The sequence below is a fragment of the Photobacterium frigidiphilum genome (assembly GCF_003025615.1).
Classification (GTDB): domain Bacteria; phylum Pseudomonadota; class Gammaproteobacteria; order Enterobacterales; family Vibrionaceae; genus Photobacterium; species Photobacterium frigidiphilum.
This window is the reverse complement of record NZ_PYMJ01000047.1, coordinates 1-20,182: the sequence shown is the minus strand read 5'-3', so window position 1 is coordinate 20,182 and position 20,182 is coordinate 1. Positions and strand designations below refer to the sequence as shown.

18 protein-coding genes and 2 pseudogenes are annotated in these 20,182 nt (G+C 40.0%); 11 read left to right on the top strand and 9 right to left on the bottom strand.

Going from position 1 to position 20,182, the window contains the following annotated elements; all coding sequences use genetic code 11:
- Positions 1–212: 212 nt before the first annotated feature.
- The gene (locus C9J12_RS26700; protein WP_107245769.1) at positions 213–1,865 is read left to right on the top strand and encodes a hypothetical protein; all 1,653 of its coding nucleotides are present in this window, start codon (positions 213–215) and stop codon (positions 1,863–1,865) included.
- Positions 1,866–2,046: 181 nt separating this feature from the next.
- Here the strand turns inward: C9J12_RS26700 and C9J12_RS26695 are convergent, their stop codons facing one another.
- The 3 genes from C9J12_RS26695 to C9J12_RS26685 all read right to left on the bottom strand — a co-directional run bounded on the left by C9J12_RS26695 (position 2,047) and on the right by C9J12_RS26685 (position 3,507).
- Positions 2,047–2,298 carry a hypothetical protein gene (locus tag C9J12_RS26695; protein WP_107245767.1) on the bottom strand — a complete coding sequence of 84 codons (252 nt, stop codon included), beginning with the start codon at positions 2,296–2,298 and terminating at the stop codon, positions 2,047–2,049.
- Positions 2,299–2,390: 92 nt separating this feature from the next.
- Complete coding sequence (locus C9J12_RS26690; protein WP_193944708.1) at positions 2,391–2,843, bottom strand: hypothetical protein; 453 nt, start codon at positions 2,841–2,843, stop codon at positions 2,391–2,393.
- A 211-nt stretch (positions 2,844–3,054) separates the two neighbouring features.
- Positions 3,055–3,507, bottom strand: a complete 453-nt coding sequence (locus tag C9J12_RS26685; protein WP_107245764.1) for a MarR family winged helix-turn-helix transcriptional regulator — start codon at positions 3,505–3,507, stop codon at positions 3,055–3,057.
- Positions 3,508–3,663: 156 nt separating this feature from the next.
- Between C9J12_RS26685 and C9J12_RS26680 the strand changes: the two genes are divergently transcribed.
- Complete coding sequence (locus tag C9J12_RS26680) at positions 3,664–4,086, top strand: organic hydroperoxide resistance protein (RefSeq protein ID WP_107245762.1); 423 nt, start codon at positions 3,664–3,666, stop codon at positions 4,084–4,086.
- Positions 4,087–4,188: 102 nt separating this feature from the next.
- Here C9J12_RS26680 and C9J12_RS26675 read toward each other — a convergent pair whose 3' ends face one another.
- Positions 4,189–4,641 carry an acyl-CoA thioesterase gene (locus C9J12_RS26675; RefSeq protein ID WP_107245759.1) on the bottom strand — a complete coding sequence of 151 codons (453 nt, stop codon included), beginning with the start codon at positions 4,639–4,641 and terminating at the stop codon, positions 4,189–4,191.
- Between the two features lie 463 nt (positions 4,642–5,104).
- Between C9J12_RS26675 and C9J12_RS26670 the strand changes: the two genes are divergently transcribed.
- Both C9J12_RS26670 and C9J12_RS26665 read left to right on the top strand, forming a co-directional pair.
- Positions 5,105–6,124 carry a Preprotein translocase subunit SecY gene (locus C9J12_RS26670; RefSeq protein WP_227876482.1) on the top strand — a complete coding sequence of 340 codons (1,020 nt, stop codon included), beginning with the start codon at positions 5,105–5,107 and terminating at the stop codon, positions 6,122–6,124.
- Between the two features lie 150 nt (positions 6,125–6,274).
- Positions 6,275–7,843, top strand: a complete 1,569-nt coding sequence (locus tag C9J12_RS26665) for a phospholipase D family protein (RefSeq protein WP_107245753.1) — start codon at positions 6,275–6,277, stop codon at positions 7,841–7,843.
- A gap of 87 nt (positions 7,844–7,930) precedes the next feature.
- Here C9J12_RS26665 and hppD read toward each other — a convergent pair whose 3' ends face one another.
- Entirely contained in the window at positions 7,931–9,007 is a 1,077-nt protein-coding gene (gene hppD / locus C9J12_RS26660) for a 4-hydroxyphenylpyruvate dioxygenase (RefSeq protein ID WP_193944707.1), read from the bottom strand.
- Positions 9,008–9,367: 360 nt separating this feature from the next.
- Between hppD and C9J12_RS26655 the strand changes: the two genes are divergently transcribed.
- A complete protein-coding gene (locus C9J12_RS26655; protein ID WP_107245749.1) occupies positions 9,368–10,348 on the top strand; it encodes a CHAD domain-containing protein in 981 nt (326 codons plus the stop codon).
- An 86-nt stretch (positions 10,349–10,434) separates the two neighbouring features.
- Here the strand turns inward: C9J12_RS26655 and C9J12_RS26650 are convergent, their stop codons facing one another.
- Positions 10,435–10,917 (bottom strand): glutathione peroxidase, encoded by a 483-nt coding sequence (locus tag C9J12_RS26650; protein ID WP_107245808.1) that lies wholly within the window; start codon positions 10,915–10,917, stop codon positions 10,435–10,437.
- A gap of 145 nt (positions 10,918–11,062) precedes the next feature.
- Here C9J12_RS26650 and C9J12_RS26645 point away from each other — a divergent pair, with 145 nt between their 5' ends.
- Positions 11,063–11,623 carry a hypothetical protein gene (locus C9J12_RS26645; RefSeq protein WP_107245747.1) on the top strand — a complete coding sequence of 187 codons (561 nt, stop codon included), beginning with the start codon at positions 11,063–11,065 and terminating at the stop codon, positions 11,621–11,623.
- An 88-nt stretch (positions 11,624–11,711) separates the two neighbouring features.
- On the opposite strand, the gene C9J12_RS26640 is transcribed toward C9J12_RS26645, so the two are convergent.
- Positions 11,712–12,731: an adenosine deaminase gene (locus tag C9J12_RS26640; protein WP_107245745.1), complete on the bottom strand. Its 1,020-nt coding sequence runs from the start codon at positions 12,729–12,731 to the stop codon at positions 11,712–11,714.
- Between the two features lie 197 nt (positions 12,732–12,928).
- On the opposite strand from C9J12_RS26640, the gene C9J12_RS26635 reads away from it, so the two are divergent.
- Together C9J12_RS26635 and C9J12_RS26630 are read left to right on the top strand one after the other, a co-directional pair.
- Positions 12,929–14,026, top strand: coding sequence for an AI-2E family transporter (locus tag C9J12_RS26635; protein WP_107245742.1), 1,098 nt, complete (start codon positions 12,929–12,931; stop codon positions 14,024–14,026).
- A 516-nt stretch (positions 14,027–14,542) separates the two neighbouring features.
- Positions 14,543–15,061, top strand: a complete 519-nt coding sequence (locus C9J12_RS26630) for a DUF3087 domain-containing protein (protein ID WP_227876481.1) — start codon at positions 14,543–14,545, stop codon at positions 15,059–15,061.
- A gap of 928 nt (positions 15,062–15,989) precedes the next feature.
- Here C9J12_RS26630 and C9J12_RS26620 read toward each other — a convergent pair.
- Positions 15,990–16,187, bottom strand: coding sequence for a hypothetical protein (locus tag C9J12_RS26620; RefSeq protein ID WP_227876480.1), 198 nt, complete (start codon positions 16,185–16,187; stop codon positions 15,990–15,992).
- 17 nt (positions 16,188–16,204) lie between these two features.
- Between C9J12_RS26620 and C9J12_RS26615 the strand changes: the two genes are divergently transcribed.
- Entirely contained in the window at positions 16,205–16,465 is a 261-nt protein-coding gene (locus C9J12_RS26615) for a Txe/YoeB family addiction module toxin (protein WP_107245734.1), read from the top strand.
- A gap of 312 nt (positions 16,466–16,777) precedes the next feature.
- Here C9J12_RS26615 and C9J12_RS26610 read toward each other — a convergent pair whose 3' ends face one another.
- Positions 16,778–17,986 carry a serine hydrolase domain-containing protein gene (locus C9J12_RS26610; protein ID WP_170111895.1) on the bottom strand — a complete coding sequence of 403 codons (1,209 nt, stop codon included), beginning with the start codon at positions 17,984–17,986 and terminating at the stop codon, positions 16,778–16,780.
- A gap of 443 nt (positions 17,987–18,429) precedes the next feature.
- On the opposite strand from C9J12_RS26610, the pseudogene C9J12_RS26605 reads away from it, so the two are divergent.
- Positions 18,430–19,320 (top strand): annotated as a pseudogene (locus tag C9J12_RS26605) (site-specific integrase).
- Positions 19,317–20,057: pseudogene (locus C9J12_RS26600) on the top strand (IS91 family transposase); the annotation flags it as partial. The pseudogenes C9J12_RS26605 and C9J12_RS26600, both read left to right, overlap by 4 nt.
- Positions 20,058–20,182 lie beyond the last annotated feature (125 nt).

Sequence of the window (20,182 nt, the reverse complement as noted above, 5' to 3'; positions counted from 1 at the left end):
AAAATAACAGCGAATACAACCTCACATCACGTTTTTCTGCAACTAATGTGAATAGTCAATATCTCAAATATGTTTCTCTAAACAAATGAAAGGAGCGTGTTTTTTAATCAAATTGAGTTGATTTAAATCAATTGATTGCCATCTGTGATCAATGGTAAGACCAGTCCGTCCTACACTGATTATACAATAAGTCGCATAATGGAGTGTTTAAAATGAGAATTTGGAATCTAATAGCGATATCTGTATCAATCGCGCTGCTTGGTGCTTGTAACGATCGTGATAGTGGTAGTGGTAATGATGGTAGTAGTGGTGGTGGTAGTACAGACGTTCAATATGGGACTTTCATTGATAGTCCTGTTGAGGGGTTAAAATTTGAAACTGACACACAATCTGGTATGACTGACTCAGAGGGTACTTTCAGCTACTTGGATGGGGAGAATGTGTCTTTTTCATTAGGTGGAACTGTATTTCCCGAAGTGCTAGGAAGCGGTAAAATCACCCCTATGACCCTCTATGCCCCTGACGACGCAAATGATACCGCCGTTGTGAATATGCTAAGATTACTACAATCATTGGATAGTGATGGTGATCCTGAAAACGGTATAACTATATCACCAGAAGTTAGTATTTCACTGGCTTCAATTAGCCTTGATCCCGCTAGTGAGAACTTTGAAGAAGAAGCAAATACAGTATTAGCCCCTCTACAGATAGATCTAATTTCAGAAGAAGCAGCGTTAAGTCATTTTGTTCAAGGACAACCATACCAAGCTGCAGACCTAATCGGTGCTTGGTTTGAGATGACAGCTACCTTACCTGTACGTACAAGCCAGAGCCCGATAGATGTTATGGATTACGACTTAATTCGCTATAACATTGATAGCAATGGCTATGCTGTTGAAGAGGATCATGAAACAGAAGCAATTTTAGATGATGACCCATTCTGGTTAAGTATTAATAAAGAGGGACAAATATTAAATAAAGAAACTGTGGATGGTGAATACAGCACGACTGCGGCTCGACTAAGCTACGGTAAAGACAAAATCGCTTTCGTAGGAAGAGATGATAGTGATGAGCCAGAGAGTGAGTTTGGGCTCATGATAAAACTAGCCGAGCAATATAATCAAAACGATTTGACAGGAAATTGGTATAGCTTAGGTATGGAACTACCTAAAAAAGGAGAAGGTGGTCAAAGTGATTTGCCGATGGTATATATTGATAAAATAGAGATAGGTAATGAGGGGGATGCTGAACTAACAGAGATGTTCGTAGATGAACCTGAGTCAGAACAACTAAAATTTGTTCTAAAAGATAACGGTAATGTTTCTCTCTTAGATGTACAAGTCCCCATTGGTAGCGTGCAAGATGGAAATAATGACGGTTGGCAGGATGAAGGTGATCTAGATTGGTTATATCTTTCTCGCAGTAAGGATGTCATGTTACTGGGTGATGTAGACGACACACTTTGGGGCTTTGTTACATTAATTAAACAAGCTTCTGAACCCAAATTAAGTGATTTTGCAGGCACTTGGACACTGTATTCTGTTGAAATGCCACCTGTAGGGAGCATGGTAGCTGATGACTTTGCTTATCACATTGATACTCTAGTTATTGACACCAAAGGGAGCATAAGTGGTGAACACTTAACAGACTCTGGTGATCAAGGAGATGGAGCGTGGACTTCAGAAATAACGTTAAATAATGACGGCCTATTCGTTCAATCCGATAACTTAAATCAAGAATTATCTAACGACAACTTTAATATATGGGTAATTAATGAGAGCCGAGATTTCATGATGAATATATATTCAATTAGTGAAACTGAGCAAAGCTACTCCATAGCTGTTCGAACTGTTACCACCAATTAATGCTGTAATAATAACTGCCGCTTAAATTGCGGCAGTTTTTATAGTAAATATCTCGATGCGATTAATTGATGACGCGATTATGCTTCACTTTTTTGAGTTCAACGGATGCCCTGACATGAGTATTTTCCTGAAATTTGCTAATCACCCAATTCATCGACAACAAGTACGAATAGTTTACCTTTTAATATCCAATCGCTAAATCGGGATCGATTTGATAATAAGTATTTACACTAGAATCACCTAATTCTGGCTCAAGAAATTCACGAATACTATCGATAGATTCAGCTTCCCACATGCACTGGCAAAGCCCCTCGCGCTGACTAAGCATAGTCGAGTGTACTCGCATACCAGACGGTGGATGCGTTAATGCCCCATTGGCTTTTTGCCAAAATTGTTCGGGGTCGGTAATTTCATGTTGAATTGCAATAAACATAGCGCACTCTCTCTTTTCTCTTGAGTATAGAAGCCAAGAATATAAAATGTAGAAAGAGCCGCTAAAGCAAAAAAAGTATCGATTATAAGACGCTATAAAGGCGAAACGGCTACATCTGTTAAGGCACGCAAATACGCTTTTTCAGATTCAATATACTCTAATGCTTTTTTTGCACGATTCCACTCAGGGTAAATGGCACGACGTTTCTGATTGAGAGAATCAATATATGCAAATTGTTCAACGGTTGCTTGGGATTTTTTTTGAATGCGATCCACCTCAAATAAAACGTGGCCTTCATTAACAAGAAGTTGGTTAAACGATTTGAATTTAAATTTGGTCAACTGAGGCCAAACCTCATAATGCGCACTAAGCAATGATTGCTCAATGGGTTTAATTTCATCACACAATACTTGGTACCAAGCGTACGCTTGCCCTAAACGCTCATACATAACACGTTCACGTTCTGTGTAATAAATCTGAGTTGTACGATCCTTTATCCTGTGTGCGATGCTTTCCGTTGCATCAGGTTGAGGTTGATTGCTCACCGCGTTATCTCATCCTAAAAGTGCAATTGATTGGTTTACGGACCTTAATAGATTTCCGCCAACCTGTAACTATATGTACAGTATCGATAGAATGTGAATGTAAGATGTCAATAAACCGCAAAAGTTCATCTTTGGCTTCATGGATAATGTTTCGCATTTTATATGCTCAAAATGACAGCAAATCAGCTTATTTTGTTGTGCTTAAGACGATTTAGGCGTTATTACTTAAATTACGCAGCAATGTATCGCAGGCTGTTTTCAACGCTATCAGTTCATCAATAGACATATGGGCTTTACACATCATTTCACCAGGTACTGATTCAGCTTGAAGCTTCAGTGCTCTTCCTTCTTCCGTTAAGCTTATCTCTCTAACGCGTTCATCGATTTCACTTCTACGACGCAGTACTAAGCCCTTCCCTTCTAATCGCTTTAGTAATGGGGTTAATGTACCGGAATCAAGGTGTACTTTTTCGCCCAGTGTTTTTACATTTAGACATTTCACTTCCCACAACACCATCATCACAATATATTGCAAGTAAGTCAGATCAAGCTTATCTAACAACGGACGGTACGTTCTTACCATCGCATTTGAAGCACTATAAAGTGAAAAGCACACTTGTTTATCAAGCTGTAAGTCGGAATGTGAATCTTGAGAATCAGCCATAACAGTTTTCACTCTATTCATTATTTAATTACATTGCGCACAATATACTTGCTTTTCGTCTTGGATACGACGTATGATTGCTGGCAATTAAATAGCGCGCAATGTAATTGCGTATTCGCTAGAACGACAACAATCAATAAAAATAAAGGATCAACCATGACAACTTTATACAGCACGTCAGCAACAGCATCTGCAGGTCGTAATGGCATGGTTAAAACTGACGATGCAAAACTTGAACTTGCACTGAGCTATCCAAAAGAAATGGGCGGTACAGGTGAAGCAACTAACCCTGAACAGTTATTTGCAGCAGGTTACTCAGCGTGTTTCTCAAATGCGATTCTTTTTGTTGCTCAGTCGCAAAAGCTAAAATTAGCTGAAGCGCCAACAACGGCAACGGTGGGTATTTCCCCTAATGAAACGGGCGGTTTTAGCTTATCTGTCGAACTAGCCGTTAAACTTCAGCTAGAACAAGCAGAAGCACTTGAACTGGTTAGAAAAGCCCATCAAGTTTGCCCATACTCAAATGCAGTGCGTAACAACATTAATGTAAAAGTGAGTGTAAACGGCGAGCTGATCTAAGCAATCTGTAACTAGTCATGTAGCAGTGCCTTTAAAGACTGCTACATGTCTTTTTTTAGCTATGAAACGATAAATTACATCGATATATACAGCAGTAGAGCCTTATACTCTTTCTACCACTTTCAATGCATCCCCTTCAATATTGATAATGGTATCGCGTAAATGCTGAGACAAATTATCTGGCTTTTTATTCTTAAAATTAAACATAACGACTTTTGCACTACCGACAGTCGTTATTGCATTTAACTTCTTACTATAAATTTCATACGTCATGGTGAAACGATCGTCTTTAATTTCAGATACGCGAGAGCCAACATATAGCGTATCCGGGAAAGTGACTGGTAGCTTATAGCGGCATGTTGTTTCACCCAATACAGGGCCAACACCGGTCAATTTCATATCTTCCATCAACTGTACTTTATTAAAGTAATCAATACGTGCAGTTTCCATATAACGAAAGTACACCACATTATTCACGTGATTTAACGCGTCCATTTCCCCCCATGCCACAGGGATTTCTGTAATCACTGGGTAACCTTTCAGCATGTCAATCATGTTAGCTCCTTGCTTTTAATGAATAGCAGTTAATGAAACATTCAAGTGCGACGCTTTAAAATTCAAACAACCGCTTGAAGTAATTAATCTAGCTTTGATTTAACAAATTTACAACAAGTGTATTTCAATAGTGTGCAGTACACTTTGTGTACCGTATATAAGCGGATAGCGCCTTATGTTTCTTTCACTATGTAGCACGTGATGTATGTTATTGAAGCGTTTATCTCACCTCATTGATTAAGCTTTGAACAGTTATGAAAGCGGCGTGTGAATTTTCATCGAGAAGACGCCGCAACCCGTGTTTTATAAGGGCTTAGGGTGTTTTTTAGGGTATCCTATGCTCCCTTTTTATAGCTTGTCGGCATGCCCGTCACGCTTGTGTGCATTTTGCCCTAAATACAGATAGCCTCTTATGCTTTACAACGAAAATTTACCAGTAAGATACCCGAAAGGGACGTTCGCAATGTGGACGGTTTATAGCTTTACTGGCGCATCTATCCTTGCGTCTATTGTCTTTTCTCTGCTTCTATTCTTGTCAATCGATGACGATCCATTGATGAAGGTGTTATTCGGTGGTTTAGCGGTTATTTTTGAACTAGGTAAGTTTTTTGCTTGGTATGAAGTTGGCGAGCGTAAATCTCGTCGTAATTACAGCGGCACCTTTTCTGCCTTCACATTCTATGCAGTTCTTGCTGCTATTTCGATTGGTGGCTCTGTCGGGGGCATTAACAGTGCAACGAATAAAGCACAAGGCCACGTGAATGTTCAACAAAGTAAAATCAATACATTTAACATGCAGATTGAATCTATTGATCAACAAATAGCATTGAATAATGATGCCGCAGAAAAATACATCCAAATGGAACGTATTGCGATGGGCGTTGCACGTATTCAAAAAGAAAATGAAAAGTTACGTATTCAGCAACAAGAACTGGCGATGCAACGTGATAGCTTACCTATTGTTGGACAAGGTTCAGTACTAGGTTTAATTGATAGTCTGGCAAAATCGTTGAATATTGGTACACAAACCGCTCAACTTGGTTTGGTAATTTTTCTATCAGTACTTCTCGATTTCTTTGCTGCGTTCTTTGTTGGTTTAATTGGTGAAGAACAACGTTTTCGTAACCAGTTCCGTCGAATCAACCCAATCACTATCGATGCTTTCAATAACACTGAACCTAAAAGCCCAGAGCTATTAACGCATACGCTTAATCCATCTGATATTGGCACCAGCGAAATCAATGCTGAAATGATGGAAACAGCCGCGAAAGAACAAGAAGACGTTGAACCTAAAACATTATACGAACAAGCGGTCGACGCATTAAGTAAAAACCAAGTAAATTGTAGTAAACGTGCAATGGCAAGGTTTCTTAAAACAAGCAGTGATGATATTGATGGTATTTTTAAGCAATTACTCGATGAAGGTTTTGTCAGTAAAAAACCAAATAATCATTACCAATGGCATGGCTTAACAGAAAGTTAATACACATATACACAAACACCCTTCTTAAAGAGGTTCATCAACTTGATGAGCCTCTTTTTTTATCGCTAAAATATAAAAAAAGCACCAATAGCCAAGCAAACGCAGTTACACTTTTATTAACCTTATAAATATCGTAGATAACTATTTAATATGCTTCTTTTTAGGCGAGTTCAACCTAGTACACCTTTTCTTAAATTATCATCAATTTGGTTATTAGCGTGTACCATTTTAGCGTTAACGGGTTGCGCTAAACATATAGAACAAGAAAAGGAAGTGATGTACTCGATCCCTGCCAATAAGCATACGAGCCTTTCAAAGTATGCAGCTCCTTATATTACTGCACACCCTGATAAAACGGGGTTCTATCCGTTAGGTGACGGTCAAGAAGCTTATTTTATGCGACTAGCAATGATTTATGGTGCAGAAAAAAGTTTAGATATTCAGTACTATATTTATCGCGATGACAGCACAAGTTCACTGATGACATGGTATTTATATCAAGCAGCAGAGCGTGGAGTACGCGTTAGAATTCTTTTAGATGACATGCAAGCTCGTAATGATGCTGCATTAGCCAAAATCGCCGCCCACCCTAATGTAGAACTCCGCTTGTTTAACCCGTTTGAAAACCGAAGCATGCGGGCTGTTGGTTTTCTCGGTGATTTTAACCGTTTGAACCGTCGTATGCATAATAAGGCAATGATTGCTGACGGCGCTTTCGCCATTATTGGCGGTCGAAATATCGGTGATGAATATTTCTCAGCCAATAACAATGTTGAATTCGGTGATATTGACTTGCTTCTATTAGGCAAGGTTATTCCTGATATTGCCCACCAATTTGACGTATATTGGAACAGTGAGCCTGCAACACCCGTTGAACACTTAGTTGGTAATGTGAAGCCAATAACAAAAGCTGATTTAGATGCATGGAAAGAGTCCAAACTAATTTATCTAACACGCTCTGACTACGCGAAATCACTTAAAGAGCTCCCCGTTATACAACGACTAATGGAACATTCCCTTCCGCTGTACTGGAGTAACGCTAAATTAAGTTACGACTCACCGAATAAAGTAAATGCAGACAACCCTACCAATCAATCTGATGACGGCTTATTGCTACATAAAATTTCTGCGGTTCTTAAACAAACAGAAAACAGCTTGCTCATTATTTCCCCTTATTTTGTTCCGACAGAAGAAGGGGCGAAAGCGTTAGCTAATGCCGCTCGTCAAGGAATCGACATTACCGTTATTACTAATTCCTTAGCCTCGAACGACGTATTTTCAGTCCATGGCTGGTACGCGAAAAGGCGTAAAATATTATTAGACAGTGGTGTTAAGTTGTATGAAGTTAAAGTGGGACAAGAACAAGACAAAAAGCACTCTTGGTTAGGCAGTTCACGTACCAGCTTACATGCAAAAGTCTTCATCATAGATCAATATAAAACCTTTGTTGGGTCTTATAATTTCGATCCCCGATCTGCTTATTTGAATACTGAAATGGGCGTTTTCGTAGATTCTCCTCAATTTGCAGAACAATCAATACAAGCCATTTTATCTTCCCTAAAGAATACAACTTATCGTTTAAAACTTGATAACGATGGTGATATCGCTTGGGTCGATGATATAACGGGCAAGCAGTACAATACAGAACCCGACACCAGCATTTGGCTACGATTTGGAGCTTGGTTTTCAGGGCTGCTTCCAATAGAAAAACACCTTTAGGTAAGCACTCAGATTAAGAGCAAGCCTAGGCGCTTGCTCTTATTCGTCAGAGATCGACTGGCTTTATCTTTTACAGTCTAATTTCCACTACTCTTCTGTCGCATCAATCACACCACGGCGTATTTGATCTAACTCGATAGACTCAAACAATGCTTGGAAGTTGCCCTCACCAAACCCTTCATTACCCTTGCGCTGAATAATTTCAAAGAACACAGGACCAATAACAGTATTCGTGAAAATCTGTAAGAGAATGCCGGTATCGTCACCATCAATCAGAATATTAAGATCTTTAAGCTTTGCCACATCTTCTACATGTCCCGTCACCCTCTTATTAACACCTTCATAATAGGTGTGAGGTGTTTCCATAAAGGGTAATCCCCCCTCTTTCAGCTTTTTGACGGTACTGTAAATATCTTGGGTGCTTAGCGCGATATGCTGAATACCTTCACCGTTGTATTTCTCAAGGTATTCTGCAATTTGTGATTTATCATCGTGTGATTCATTAATTGGGATGCGAATTTTACCGCATGGCGCGGTTAAGGCACGCGAAAGTAGCCCTGTCGATTTACCTTTTATATCAAAATGGCGAATCTCATGAAAGTTGGCAATTTTCTCATAGAAGCTCGCCCAAAGATCCATGTTGCCACGTTTTACGTTGTGGGTAAGGTGATCTAAATTTTCTAAACCAGCATCTAAACTGGCTAAACGCTGCTTATAATCAGGATAGTAATCAAAATCGATTTCATAAATATCATGCTCACCGAAACGATCAACCAGATAAATAAGCGATTCACCAATGCCATAAATAGCTGGAATATTCAGTTCCATCGGTCCTGCTTGCGCTGCACATGCCGTAGCACCTTTTTCTACCGCATAAGCCAATGCTGTATTAGAATCGGCAACACGAAACGCCATGGCATTTACGCTTGCACCATGCGTACTCGCAAATCCTGCAGCTTGTGAATGGCTTTCGCTATTAACTATGAAATTAATGTCACCTTGTCGGAATAGCCACACTGCTTTATGTTTATGTTTTGCAACTTCAGCAAAACCCATTAGTCGAAATAGGTTTTTTAGATTAGCAATACCTTCTGGGGTTGGCGCTGTATATTCGACAAACTCAAAGCCATCCGTTCCCATTGGATTAAAGTTAGTGTTTTCCATCCGTTTATCCTCACTTTGTGTTGGCATTAATGTTAGCCACTTAATTGTTTTATCAATCTTCGTTACTACTTATAGGATTAGCATTAATGAGCTGATGATGAGAAGTCACACGACAAAACAATGTTAACAAAATGTAAACATCTGGCGTAAACATGCCTTGCCATTCATTAATTTGAATGAACTAACCAGCTTTCTGCGATGAAGAGTCTATAGCAATCTGGCATAACACTCGTTATCTGCACTTTATGTGTTTAACACAATTTTTATTTATGCAGTTTTGCTATCAGTTTGCTTAGCTTTACAGCGTTATGTTTTTAAAGGTGTATTCTTATACTTAGTAATGCATAAAAAGGGGTAGTAATGAATGTAACGAAGCGGGATAAATTAGCACTTCCTTCACGTAAGAAAGACAAAATTAAACTATCAGCTAAAAAAGAGGTTTATCTTCCCGTTCATTCTTATCTCTTTGCTGAGTTTAATCATGCTCGTAAACATGAGTCTGGATTGCTAAGAGATGATGACAGTGAATTTTTACATCAATATAGAGTATCGCTTCGTAGATGCCGTGCTATCACAACGTTGATGAAAGGTGTTTTTCAACCTGAACATAGTAAAGCATTAACAAGTAACCTAAAGATATTGATGCAAAAAACCAATCGACTACGCGATCTAGATGTCTACCTACTAAAGATGGATGACTACTTTGATTGCTTAGAACACAAACATCATCAAGGGTTAGCACGTTTTTTTGATGATTTGCAAAGCCATCGTAGAAAAAGCTTTAAAGAGGTAAAGCTATGGATAAAAACAGACGATTATCAGCAACAGTGCCAAGAAATAAAAGAAGTGATTGAACAATTAAGACAGAATCCATTAGATGAGGGGAAAGAACCAAGCCTGATATATGGAAAAGAAATGATCGATAATCGATACCATAAAGTATTGATTATATGCCAAGCATTAACCCTAAATAGTAGCGATGATGACATTCATCATCTGCGTATTGAATGTAAAAAGTTACGTTACTTATTGGCGTATTTTTCTCCCCTATTTTCAAACGAAATCATTACCAAACAAATTTCCACATTAAAAGTGTTACAAGACAGCTTAGGGTTATTTAATGACTCTTCCGTTCAGCAGATATTCTTAGCAGACTATTTAACCGCTCGTAAACCCACCAGCCATCGGTACCTAGCAGTAGATCAATTACTCATAATTACTCAAAAAGAGCACCTCGTAACAAAACAGAACATCATAAAGCAACTCTCTCAATTCACTGATTCAACAAATATTGAGAGCTATGATGCACTTTACGCTCTACCGCCGACATCAAACGAATGACGCCACCTAGACTGTATCTACTCGATAACATCCAACGGCGTTTTCATCATTTAACATTCGATTATTTGACGATAACAAGCATATGGTTATGCCTTTAACGCTCGAACAATATCTGCTTCCATCGATTCTGGTTTCTTGGTAGGAGCAAAACGCTTTAATGGTTTACCCTCACGACTAATCATGAATTTAGTAAAATTCCATTTCACCTTAGAGCCAAATGTACCGGGCAATGCTTTCACTAAATATTGAAATAGCGCGTGACTATCCGCACCATTTACATCAACTTTCGCAAACATTGGAAAATCGACACCGTAATTAATCAAACATGATTCAGCGATATCTTTATTCTCACCCGGCTCTTGCCCACCAAATTGATTGCATGGAAAACCAATAATCACTAAACCCTGACCTTTATATTTTGCATACAAATCTTGTAAGCCGCGATATTGAGGCGTAAAACCACATTCACTCGCCGTGTTTACTACAAGTACGAGCTTGCCTGCAAACTCATTCATCGATACGCTTTCACCACGTATATTATCTGCTGATATGTCATAAAAAGTCGTCATCGTCATTCTCACACGTATATGGGGATTAAAAATCCATTCTGCTTCCACTATAGCAAGTGATTTTAGAGTCAAATATCTAATTCGTTATTTTTCCAACCTAATCACGTATAATGTGGAAAGATTTTTGTACTTAATGACTTAGAGCATGACAGACTTACTAACCGAACTAAAAGCAATAGGCTTAGAGCAACTCACCTTTGATGATCAGCAACGCATCGAACTTGACCAGTTTATTACGGTTTGTTCGCCTTTTTTTAACTCTATATGCCAGCAAAAGCCTGATAGCCCTCGTCATGATTTACTACTAGGCGTAATGACCAAGGCTCAGAACGAAGCTCAACTGGATTTTGAGCAAAAGCGTCAAAGCCTTCATAATATGCAGCAAGTCTTTAAGAAAACAGTAGGTAAAGAACATGCTGATAAGTTAGTACCAACAGATAGTAACCAGCTTATTGTTATCACAACATTGTGGTTACTCGTTCAAGGCTATCAGGATATTGATTTTAGCTACGCAAATGATCACGCAACAGAGGTTGCTAACCTGCTATCGGATGATAAAGAAAGTGATTCATCTACACATACCGACACGCTTCGTTCTGGTTTTATGCAAGCTTATTATATTAGTGTTGATAATGCGCAAGCAAATAAGCCAGCCACCAGCATGATGGATAGAATGAAACAGTGGTTACAACGTTCGTTCTTTTAGCATTTGAATGTTTGATGTTTGAAAGAAAAAACGAATGTGTCGTGATGGAAAAAATTTGATGGCACACCCGTATTCACAGCTCATATATTCATAGAATGGGCTTTAATTGCTTATCAATATAATGTTGCAGCACTTCTTTCAAGGCAGTTTTCTCTTCCAATGTGAGAAAGCTTGCTTCGATTGCATTCTCGGTAAACTTAGCCAGTTCGCGTTTTGATGGGTTAAGAGCATGCGCAACAGCAAGGAAGTTATCTACCATATAACCACCAAAATAAGCAGGATCATCAGAATTTACCGTCACACATAATCCTTTGCGCAATAACTCGACAATATTGTGATCACGCATATGATCAAACACTTTAAGCTTTACATTCGATAATGGACAGACAGTGAGTGGTATTTGCTTTTCCACTAAATGCTGTACTAATGATTCATCTTCAATGCACCTCACTCCGTGATCGACACGAGATATGTGCAACATGTCTAACCCATCCCAAATATTACTAGCTGGTCCTTCTTCTCCTGCGTGTGCGACCGTCAAAAAGCCAAGTTCTTTTGCTTGCTCAAAAACACGCTTGAATTTTTCAGGTGGATGACCTTGCTCAGATGAATCTAAACCAACACCAATGATTTTATCTTTATATGGCAATGCTTGCTGAAGGGTTTCAATCGCATCTTCTTCGCTTAAATGACGTAGAAAGCACATAATCGTGTGGCTACTGATATTAAGTTGTTCTTGGCCATCCTCTAACGCACGAGTTATACCGTTAATAACGGCATCAAAAGGAACACCACGGGCAGTGTGCATTTGGGGGTCAAAAAAGATCTCAGTATGAATAACGTGATCCGTCTTACATCTTTTTAAGTAAGCCCACGTCAAATCATAAAAATCTTGCTCGTGTAACAACACTTGAGCACCCTGATAATAAAGATCGAGAAAAGATTGTAGATCATCAAAATCATAGGCTGCTTGTACTTGAGCAACACTCTCATAGGGTAAATCAATACTATTGCGTTTGGCTAACGCAAACATAAGTTCTGGCTCTAACGTTCCTTCGATGTGTAAATGCAGCTCAACCTTAGGTAACGTCTTTATGAATCCATCCATATTATTCCCTTTCATTATTTGACAGCATTAGAGATAAATACTTTAACAATAGTGTAGCCAACCAGAGTCAACCTATGCGTCAATTTTCCTTTTAAACAAAACCTTCAACTATGTTCTAAGATTATCTCTATCGACTATATTTTCTAACCTTGTAAGCGAACAACACATTCCAGATATTATTAATGACGGGACACTCAATGAATAATCAAACGCCCGACGACAAGAAACAAAGTCAATTTTTTATCAATAACATGGTCGAGTCAGCAATACGTGTTGGCTTGTTATTTATTTTGTTAGCGTGGTCTTACGGTATTGTAAAACCCTTTCTAATTCCCGTTCTGTGGGGTGCTATTATTGCCGTAGCCCTCATGCCATTAACAGTAAAGCTCGAAAACATGTTGAAAGGAAAGAGAGGTTTATCCGCCACCGTTATTGCTCTTATTGGCATTCTAATTCTCACCGTTCCTTTTGTTATGTTTTCTATTTCAATGGTTGAGTCTGTAGAAGGTATCACCAGTACCATCAGCTCAGGTACGTTGAAGATTCCAGGCCCGACAGAACGAATTGCAAACATTCCCATTATTGGCCAGCAAATTTTCGATGTATGGCAACTTTTTTCGACCAACCTAGAAAAAGCCTTCACAAAATTCTTACCACAACTAACATCCGGTTTGGCAATGATGGCATCGGTTGTTGGTAACAGTATCGTCAGCATCTTGATGTTTGTTATTTCACTGTTAATTTCAGCCGCTTTTATGGCGAATGCAACTAGCATTTCAAAATCCGTCAATACACTTTCCGTTCGTATTGCGGGTGCACACGGCGAAGAATGGGCAACGCTATGCACAGCAACGATCCGTAGTGTGTTATTGGGGGTTGTCGGGGTTGCCTGCATTCAGGCATTTCTAGTGGGTATCGGTGTTTTCGCAATTGGTTTGCCTACCGCAGGGTTAATTACCATTTTGGTTCTAGTACTCGCTATTGCTCAGCTTCCTGCTTTATTGGTTGTCGCACCCGTTATTGCCTATGTATATTCCATTCATGACTCAACAACTGCCACCATTTTTGCAGTATGGACTTTACTTGCAGGGTTAAGTGACAACTTCTTAAAACCCTTATTAATGGGCCGTGGGTTAGATATTCCTATGCCTGTCATATTGCTGGGCGCAATAGGCGGAATGGTGTCGTCTGGCATACTAGGACTATTTATCGGCCCTGTTATACTGGCTATTTGGTACCAACTGTTTAATGAGTGGGTGCATGAAAGTGAAAAAGTAGACAACCAAGCTCAGTAATCAAAAAAATGCTATTAATAAAGCGAAGTGGGTATGTACTAAAAACTAAGGGTACAGAGTAAATGAGTTGCCTGCACTCATATACCCAAGTCACCTCAAGATGCAGGATTCAGAGTGATCTCAGCGTGTTTAATTCAAGGAAAATATGTGTAGGAATGGCATTCCCTTTCAAACACATTTGACACAGAAGTAGATACGCTGAATCACTCCCGAAGGGCGAGTTTTATTGGGCTCTATGCGGTGTTACTTATTTTCAACGTAGAGCCACTAGGTCTATAAATAAGTGCCTTGCCTAGAGCCCAATAAATTCTCGCTGAAACGAGCAGCTTGAGGTGACTTGGGTATAAGAACTTTCACTTTGTGGGGGAAATGTCGATTTCCCCACCCAGTTAGATCCAACATATTTCATAAAAAATTACCGCTATTTCGTACATAACTCTCCCCTTGCCACAAAAAATCCGTAGAATGCCCCTATGTTAAGTGTCACCACATGGATGCAAATTAAATATGAAGATCATGGAAATTGATAAGGCTGTTTATCGTAAGAATATCAATCGGGTGATTGTTTTTTTTGTTGGTAGTCTAGCGGTGTTATCTCTTGTGTTTGGTGCGGCATTAATTGCGGTGTTTGGCGCAGAAACCGTTGACCCTTCTGGATCTACAGGCAATTTTTATCTCAATTTGATCGGTGTAGCTTTGGCTGCTATCGTTTGTGCCAGTGTATTAAGCCGATTCAAAGATAACCCATACCTTAAAGAAATCTATTACGTTTGGCAGTTAAAGCAACTGCACAATAAAATTTATCGAAAACTGGCTAAGATAAAAAACAGAGCAGAATTGAATGATGTTAATGCATTAATAATACTAAAATTCTATTATTCGAGTTTAAAACAAGTCTACTTACTAGATAACAACTCACTTACATTACCAACATTAGAAAAAGACATTACCAAATTAGACGCCCAAATTATGTCGCAAAATTTAACAATTTCTACTGATCAATTTGAAACCAATTTATTAAACAAAATTATTTAATCTTCAGAGTAACCAATACGAAACACGACCAGCATACACTTTCATTACATGTTGTTGGTCAAATTCACCTCTACGACAAACTTGACCATTTAGGACTGACGTAAAAATACACTGTAAACCCATAGTGCTGATTAAACGTATCACCACTCTTCATTCGGCATGCTTAAAGTTAAAAATATAGTGAAAAAAAGTCTGACTCCCAATCGTCATTTTTGCGAATTTCCCTCAGCGCTAACCAATTCTTTATCTTTTGAATCATTCTCATTACTCCTTATAGATAAACATTATCTATAGCCATGATGATATACTTAATTGTGATAGTAGCTCAAGTCATTGAACTTTAATCGCTTATATTCTACTCTGAAACACTCAGCTTACACGTGTAAGTCGACTCAGAGTACAACTGTACGCTGAATCATCACTAAGATCAACAATCTAAAGTGAATACTCTACTTTGATAAATGTAACAAAATAAGACAGCAAAAAAGGGAGGGGGAACAACAATAAAAATGCTAAATTATTTGAATAAGCATACCGTAGATAATATCACTTCCGTATATTATTTTACTGTTCAGTGATTCTGTTCGTATAAAACGAAGACAATAAAAGCAGTTGTGAATATAAAAATGCCTGACACATAAATCATTGCACTTATTTACACCCTCCAATACTAATAAATATAATTATTATCTTTAACATTTAAAATGTGGTCATTTCCAGTATGTCGTCATACGTTAAACCTACAGCCGTCAAGTAAGCACCTAGTTTATAAAATGCATCATGAAACGGCTCCTCAGGATTACAGCTTATAAGTTTGTCTCTACGTGCAGCGGTAACACCGGACTGATAATGCCGCCCTGTGGACTGCCACTTAATGGGCACTCTTATTCGGTCGGTAACCATAGCTATTGCGCAGAAAGTCTTGTTCCTAGATGCTTTGTAAGATCTGGCTGACACTTTGTTGCGCTAGCTTGTCATCAACGGTTGGTAAACCTAAAGGCCGTTGTTTACCGTTCGATTTAGGAATGAAGATGCGCTTGATGTCGTTCACTCGATAACATCTCTGTTTGAGTTGGCTTCCCAAGCGATCGATATTGTCTTTCAGCTTCGCCTTGTATTGGGGCATGGTAATGCCATCTATACTTGGTCTTTGAGGGCAATACTTGGACGACCTATGAGCAACTTCGTGAAAAAGATAAGAAATTGCACAAAGCTCTCTGTAAACTTTTAAAAGAGATGCTTCAGTCTGACCCTACTTCTGGACTTGGTAAACCGGAGCCTCTCAAGCACAATTTATCAGGCCTATGGTCTAAACGGATCTCACAGAAAGATCGTCTGATTTACAAATTTTATGACAATTATATCTACATATTTGCTATCGGCGGACACTATGACCAACATTAAGCCCTAACGCCGCACTAAGCTGCCGGAAAACGTGGCATACACTTTTGCGAAGCAAAAATGCCACGTGTTGGAGGTCAGTTTGAGTGCCTTGTTATGTTTTACCACAGCTGCATGATTCAATTGACAAAGAACTGCATTTCTTTATGGTTTTCAAAGCCAACTCACACGATGAAGCACCATTCTATTGGGCTTCCCCCCCCCGTTAATGCTTGGCTGAGCCATGTACGTAATCTGGTATGATTTTCGAACCCCGATGAATAAGTAAAAGCCGATTTGTTTGGTTTCCCTATGTATTTCGCTGCATGAGATTGTTTAATCTAGGGCTTGCAATACAGTTTGCAAGATCCGTTCGCTTTGGCCTGTAAAGAGGTTGTAGTCGCCAGCATTAATTGTGATCACCAAACGCTTCTTGGGGATGACAAAAAGCCGCTGATTTCCATTACCGAAGCCGGCTATCACCCTCTCTCCCGAACGCAGATCACCAACCCACCATTGGTATCCATAACCCCAGACGCCGTTATCACTCCAGTCTCCAACGTCTTTTACATGACGTACGCTAGATATATCCACCCATTCTTTAGGTACAATCTGATGCTCTCCCCATTTACCATCATGTAAAAAGACGGAGCCTATCTTCGCGAGATCCCGAGCCTTCAGTCGTAAACCGGACATTGCAGCCGGGTTATCTGGCGTCCAACGACCTGGTCCGTGCCATTCAAACTCAGTAACACCAAGCGGCTCAAAGAGTTTATCACGGGCATATGCATCCAGGCGTTTGCCTGTGAGCTCCGTAATCATTGAGGCAAGTACCTGCGTCGTCCCCCCGTTGTAATACCAAGCGCTTCCTGGTTTACTCACAAGTGGCCGGGACATCACATAATGAGCAGGATTACGCTGTCTGTACAACCTTACTTCGTCGTTGCTGCTGTTATACGGTGTTGTCATTTCGTTCCACTGGAAGCCAGCTGTCATTGTCATCAACTGGTGCAACGTGATTTTTCGCGCTGTTGTTTCTAGTTCCATGTCGGGTAAAAAGTTAACCGCAGGTTTGCTGACAGCCTGTTTCACATCATCAGTCAGCGCGATGCCAAGCAGCAAAGAAGTGACACTTTTTGAAATAGATCTAACGTCATGCAAACTATAAAGTTCGAAATTTCTTACGCCAGTAGGACGGCCCCATTCCTCATCGCGGCCAGAGAAATAGCGTTCAAATACGAGCTCGCCATCATGCTCAATTAAGACTGCATGGGTATTGGCGAACTGACCATTATGAATATTCATTACTAATTTATCCAGAGCAGCTTGATCGAATCCAGCCTCAGTCGCATCGCCAACTTTCCAGTTGCCTGAAATGACGGGTTTCCAGTCCCCTGACACAGGGGTTGCTTGGCTAGGGTTTCCTCCGATAGAGCCACAGAGCACCAGTGATACCAAGCCGACTTTACGTATTTGCTTGAATATTTGCCTATGTTGCTTCCCAGTATCGAGCTCAGAAGAGCGTTTCCATAATCCGTTATTCATTAATATCCTCAACATGCGTGGCAAAGATTTTAAGTAATTAGCTCAAGTTTTTTTTCTGTAGGCTGGGATTAAAAATTATGTATCCAGACTTATTCGAGACTATATAAAGAAGTACAACGATCTTAAATTTGCACATCCGGACTACTGCATGGCACCCTCCTGCAAACATAGTTCGCAAATATTTCATGTGCAACTTGCGTGGTTAATTCAACGTTTTGAAGCCATATCAAGGAAGTATATTTCACCGCGCTCTCTATGATACATAACGCCGAACATAAGTTGCACCACGGCTAACTCACCAAACGCACTGAACTCCATACCAAAACTGCGGAGTAAAACGTATCAACTTGATGTTTTTGTTGAACGAAGCCGCTGCGCGGCAGAGTGAAGCGAAAACACCCTAAAACTACCCTTAATACTCCAATCACTACGGAGTATTTATCATGAATGCAGAACAACAACTTCGCACCGATTTTCTTTATGAACAACAGCTTACTAACTTAAAACTGCAAGGTAAACGCCCTGCAACCATTGACGCCTATTCGCGTGCGGTGCGTCGCATTATCCACCACTTTGATAAAGCACCCGACACCCTTTCAACCGACGATCTGAAACAATATTTTGCTCAACTAATCAACACCCATTCTTGGAGCACTGTCAGGGTTGATCGCAATGGTTTACAGTTCTTTTTCAAGCATGTACTTCATCGTGAATGGGAGTGGCTTAACATCGTTAAGCCACAACAAAACAAGTGATTACCTGACATTCTTACCCCGCAAGAAGTGGGTCTGCTGATCAGTTTTACTCATCAACTGCGTTACCAAGTCTGCTTTTTAACCATATACAGCCTTGGGCTACGGCTGGGTGAAGCGCTCAATCTCACTGTTGGTGACATTGATGGCCAACGCATGCTCGTCCACATTCGTAATGCCAAAGGGGGAAAAGATCGCTTCATTCCACTTCCTCGACGTACCTTGCATGCCTTACGTTATTTCTGGCAAACCCACAAACACCCCTGTTTTTTGTTTCCTTCTCACAACCGAGTTATTGATAATTTCATGGATCGTGGCGGGGTTCAAAAAGCCATGCGGGTTGTCATTAAAGAGTGTTGGATCACCAAGTCAATCAGCCCGCATAATTTACGTCACAGCTACGCAACTCACTTGTTAGAACCAGGATTAGATTTACGTTCTGTCCAACATCTACTCGGACATAACAGTTTAAACACCACGGCGCGTTACACTCACCTCACCGATATATCACGTAAAAATACCTCTCAGGCGATTAACCAACTCGCTAACGAGTTAACCCTCATGTGGGAGATAAAAGTATGATGTTCCAATCGCTTTTATACGACCATCTTGATGAGTTGATGACAGCATATTCCTCATCGATGACGTCTGATATTCGCCTGGCGATTCACGCTATGCTTACCTGCCACACCGAACAAAACGGCTACAGCCAGTGGCATTGCCAGTACTGTGAACATCAAGTGCAATCTCCGATGTCCTGTGGACATCGTAACTGCTCTCGGTGCCAGCACCGAACCACGTCTGATTGTCTTGAAAAACAACAAAGTAAGCTCTTACCTATCGACTACTTTATGGTGACGTTTACCTTACCCGCTGAGCTTCGCCCCTTAGCGAAATGCTTTCCCAAACAGATTTACCAAGCGATGTTTACGGTCAGCGCCTCAATAATAAAAGACTTCGCGGATCGTGCTAAGAGCATGGGTGAGACTATCGGATTTACGTCGGTGCTTCATACTCATAATCGACGCCGAGATTTACACCCGCATATTCATATGGTGGTCACTGGCGGCGGTTTTGATACCAATAAACGGCAATGGATAAACTGTAAAAATCAGTATCTATTCAATGCCTTTGCTTTAGCTAACGTGTGGCGAGCGCGTTTACTCAGCCACATCACTGACACACTAAAATTGACGATACCTCATCGATTACCTCAGAAATGGGTCGTTGATTGTCGTCATGTTGGGCGGGGTAAATCAGCTTTGTTATATTTATCTAAATACCTATACCGTGGCGTATTAGCCGATAACGATATTCTTGCGTATTAACATGATGCCGATCGCTCTATAACATCGATGGCGATCACAATCTCATTCGATTGTAGACCTTCGTAAAATCTAACTGACGTGATCGGCTTGCGTCAATTTATTTAATCTTTTTCGCA

Bases quoted from the DNA above. Each gene is read 5' to 3' on its own strand.
- C9J12_RS26700 (WP_107245769.1), top strand. From the start codon at position 213: ATGAGAATTTGGAATCTAATAGCGATATCTGTATCAATCGCGCTGCTT.
- C9J12_RS26655 (WP_107245749.1), top strand. From the start codon at position 9,368: ATGAATGTAACGAAGCGGGATAAATTAGCACTTCCTTCACGTAAGAAA.
- C9J12_RS26670 (WP_227876482.1), top strand. From the start codon at position 5,105: ATGTGGACGGTTTATAGCTTTACTGGCGCATCTATCCTTGCGTCTATT.
- C9J12_RS26695 (WP_107245767.1), bottom strand. From the start codon at position 2,298: ATGTTTATTGCAATTCAACATGAAATTACCGACCCCGAACAATTTTGG.
- C9J12_RS26680 (WP_107245762.1), top strand. From the start codon at position 3,664: ATGACAACTTTATACAGCACGTCAGCAACAGCATCTGCAGGTCGTAAT.
- C9J12_RS26635 (WP_107245742.1), top strand. From the start codon at position 12,929: ATGAATAATCAAACGCCCGACGACAAGAAACAAAGTCAATTTTTTATC.
- C9J12_RS26610 (WP_170111895.1), bottom strand. From the start codon at position 17,986: ATGAATAACGGATTATGGAAACGCTCTTCTGAGCTCGATACTGGGAAG.
- C9J12_RS26650 (WP_107245808.1), bottom strand. From the start codon at position 10,917: ATGACGACTTTTTATGACATATCAGCAGATAATATACGTGGTGAAAGC.
- C9J12_RS26645 (WP_107245747.1), top strand. From the start codon at position 11,063: ATGACAGACTTACTAACCGAACTAAAAGCAATAGGCTTAGAGCAACTC.
- C9J12_RS26675 (WP_107245759.1), bottom strand. From the start codon at position 4,641: ATGATTGACATGCTGAAAGGTTACCCAGTGATTACAGAAATCCCTGTG.
- C9J12_RS26640 (WP_107245745.1), bottom strand. From the start codon at position 12,731: ATGGATGGATTCATAAAGACGTTACCTAAGGTTGAGCTGCATTTACAC.
- hppD (WP_193944707.1), bottom strand. From the start codon at position 9,007: ATGGAAAACACTAACTTTAATCCAATGGGAACGGATGGCTTTGAGTTT.
- C9J12_RS26630 (WP_227876481.1), top strand. From the start codon at position 14,543: ATGGAAATTGATAAGGCTGTTTATCGTAAGAATATCAATCGGGTGATT.
- C9J12_RS26620 (WP_227876480.1), bottom strand. From the start codon at position 16,187: ATGCCCCAATACAAGGCGAAGCTGAAAGACAATATCGATCGCTTGGGA.
- C9J12_RS26685 (WP_107245764.1), bottom strand. From the start codon at position 3,507: ATGGCTGATTCTCAAGATTCACATTCCGACTTACAGCTTGATAAACAA.
- C9J12_RS26665 (WP_107245753.1), top strand. From the start codon at position 6,275: ATGCTTCTTTTTAGGCGAGTTCAACCTAGTACACCTTTTCTTAAATTA.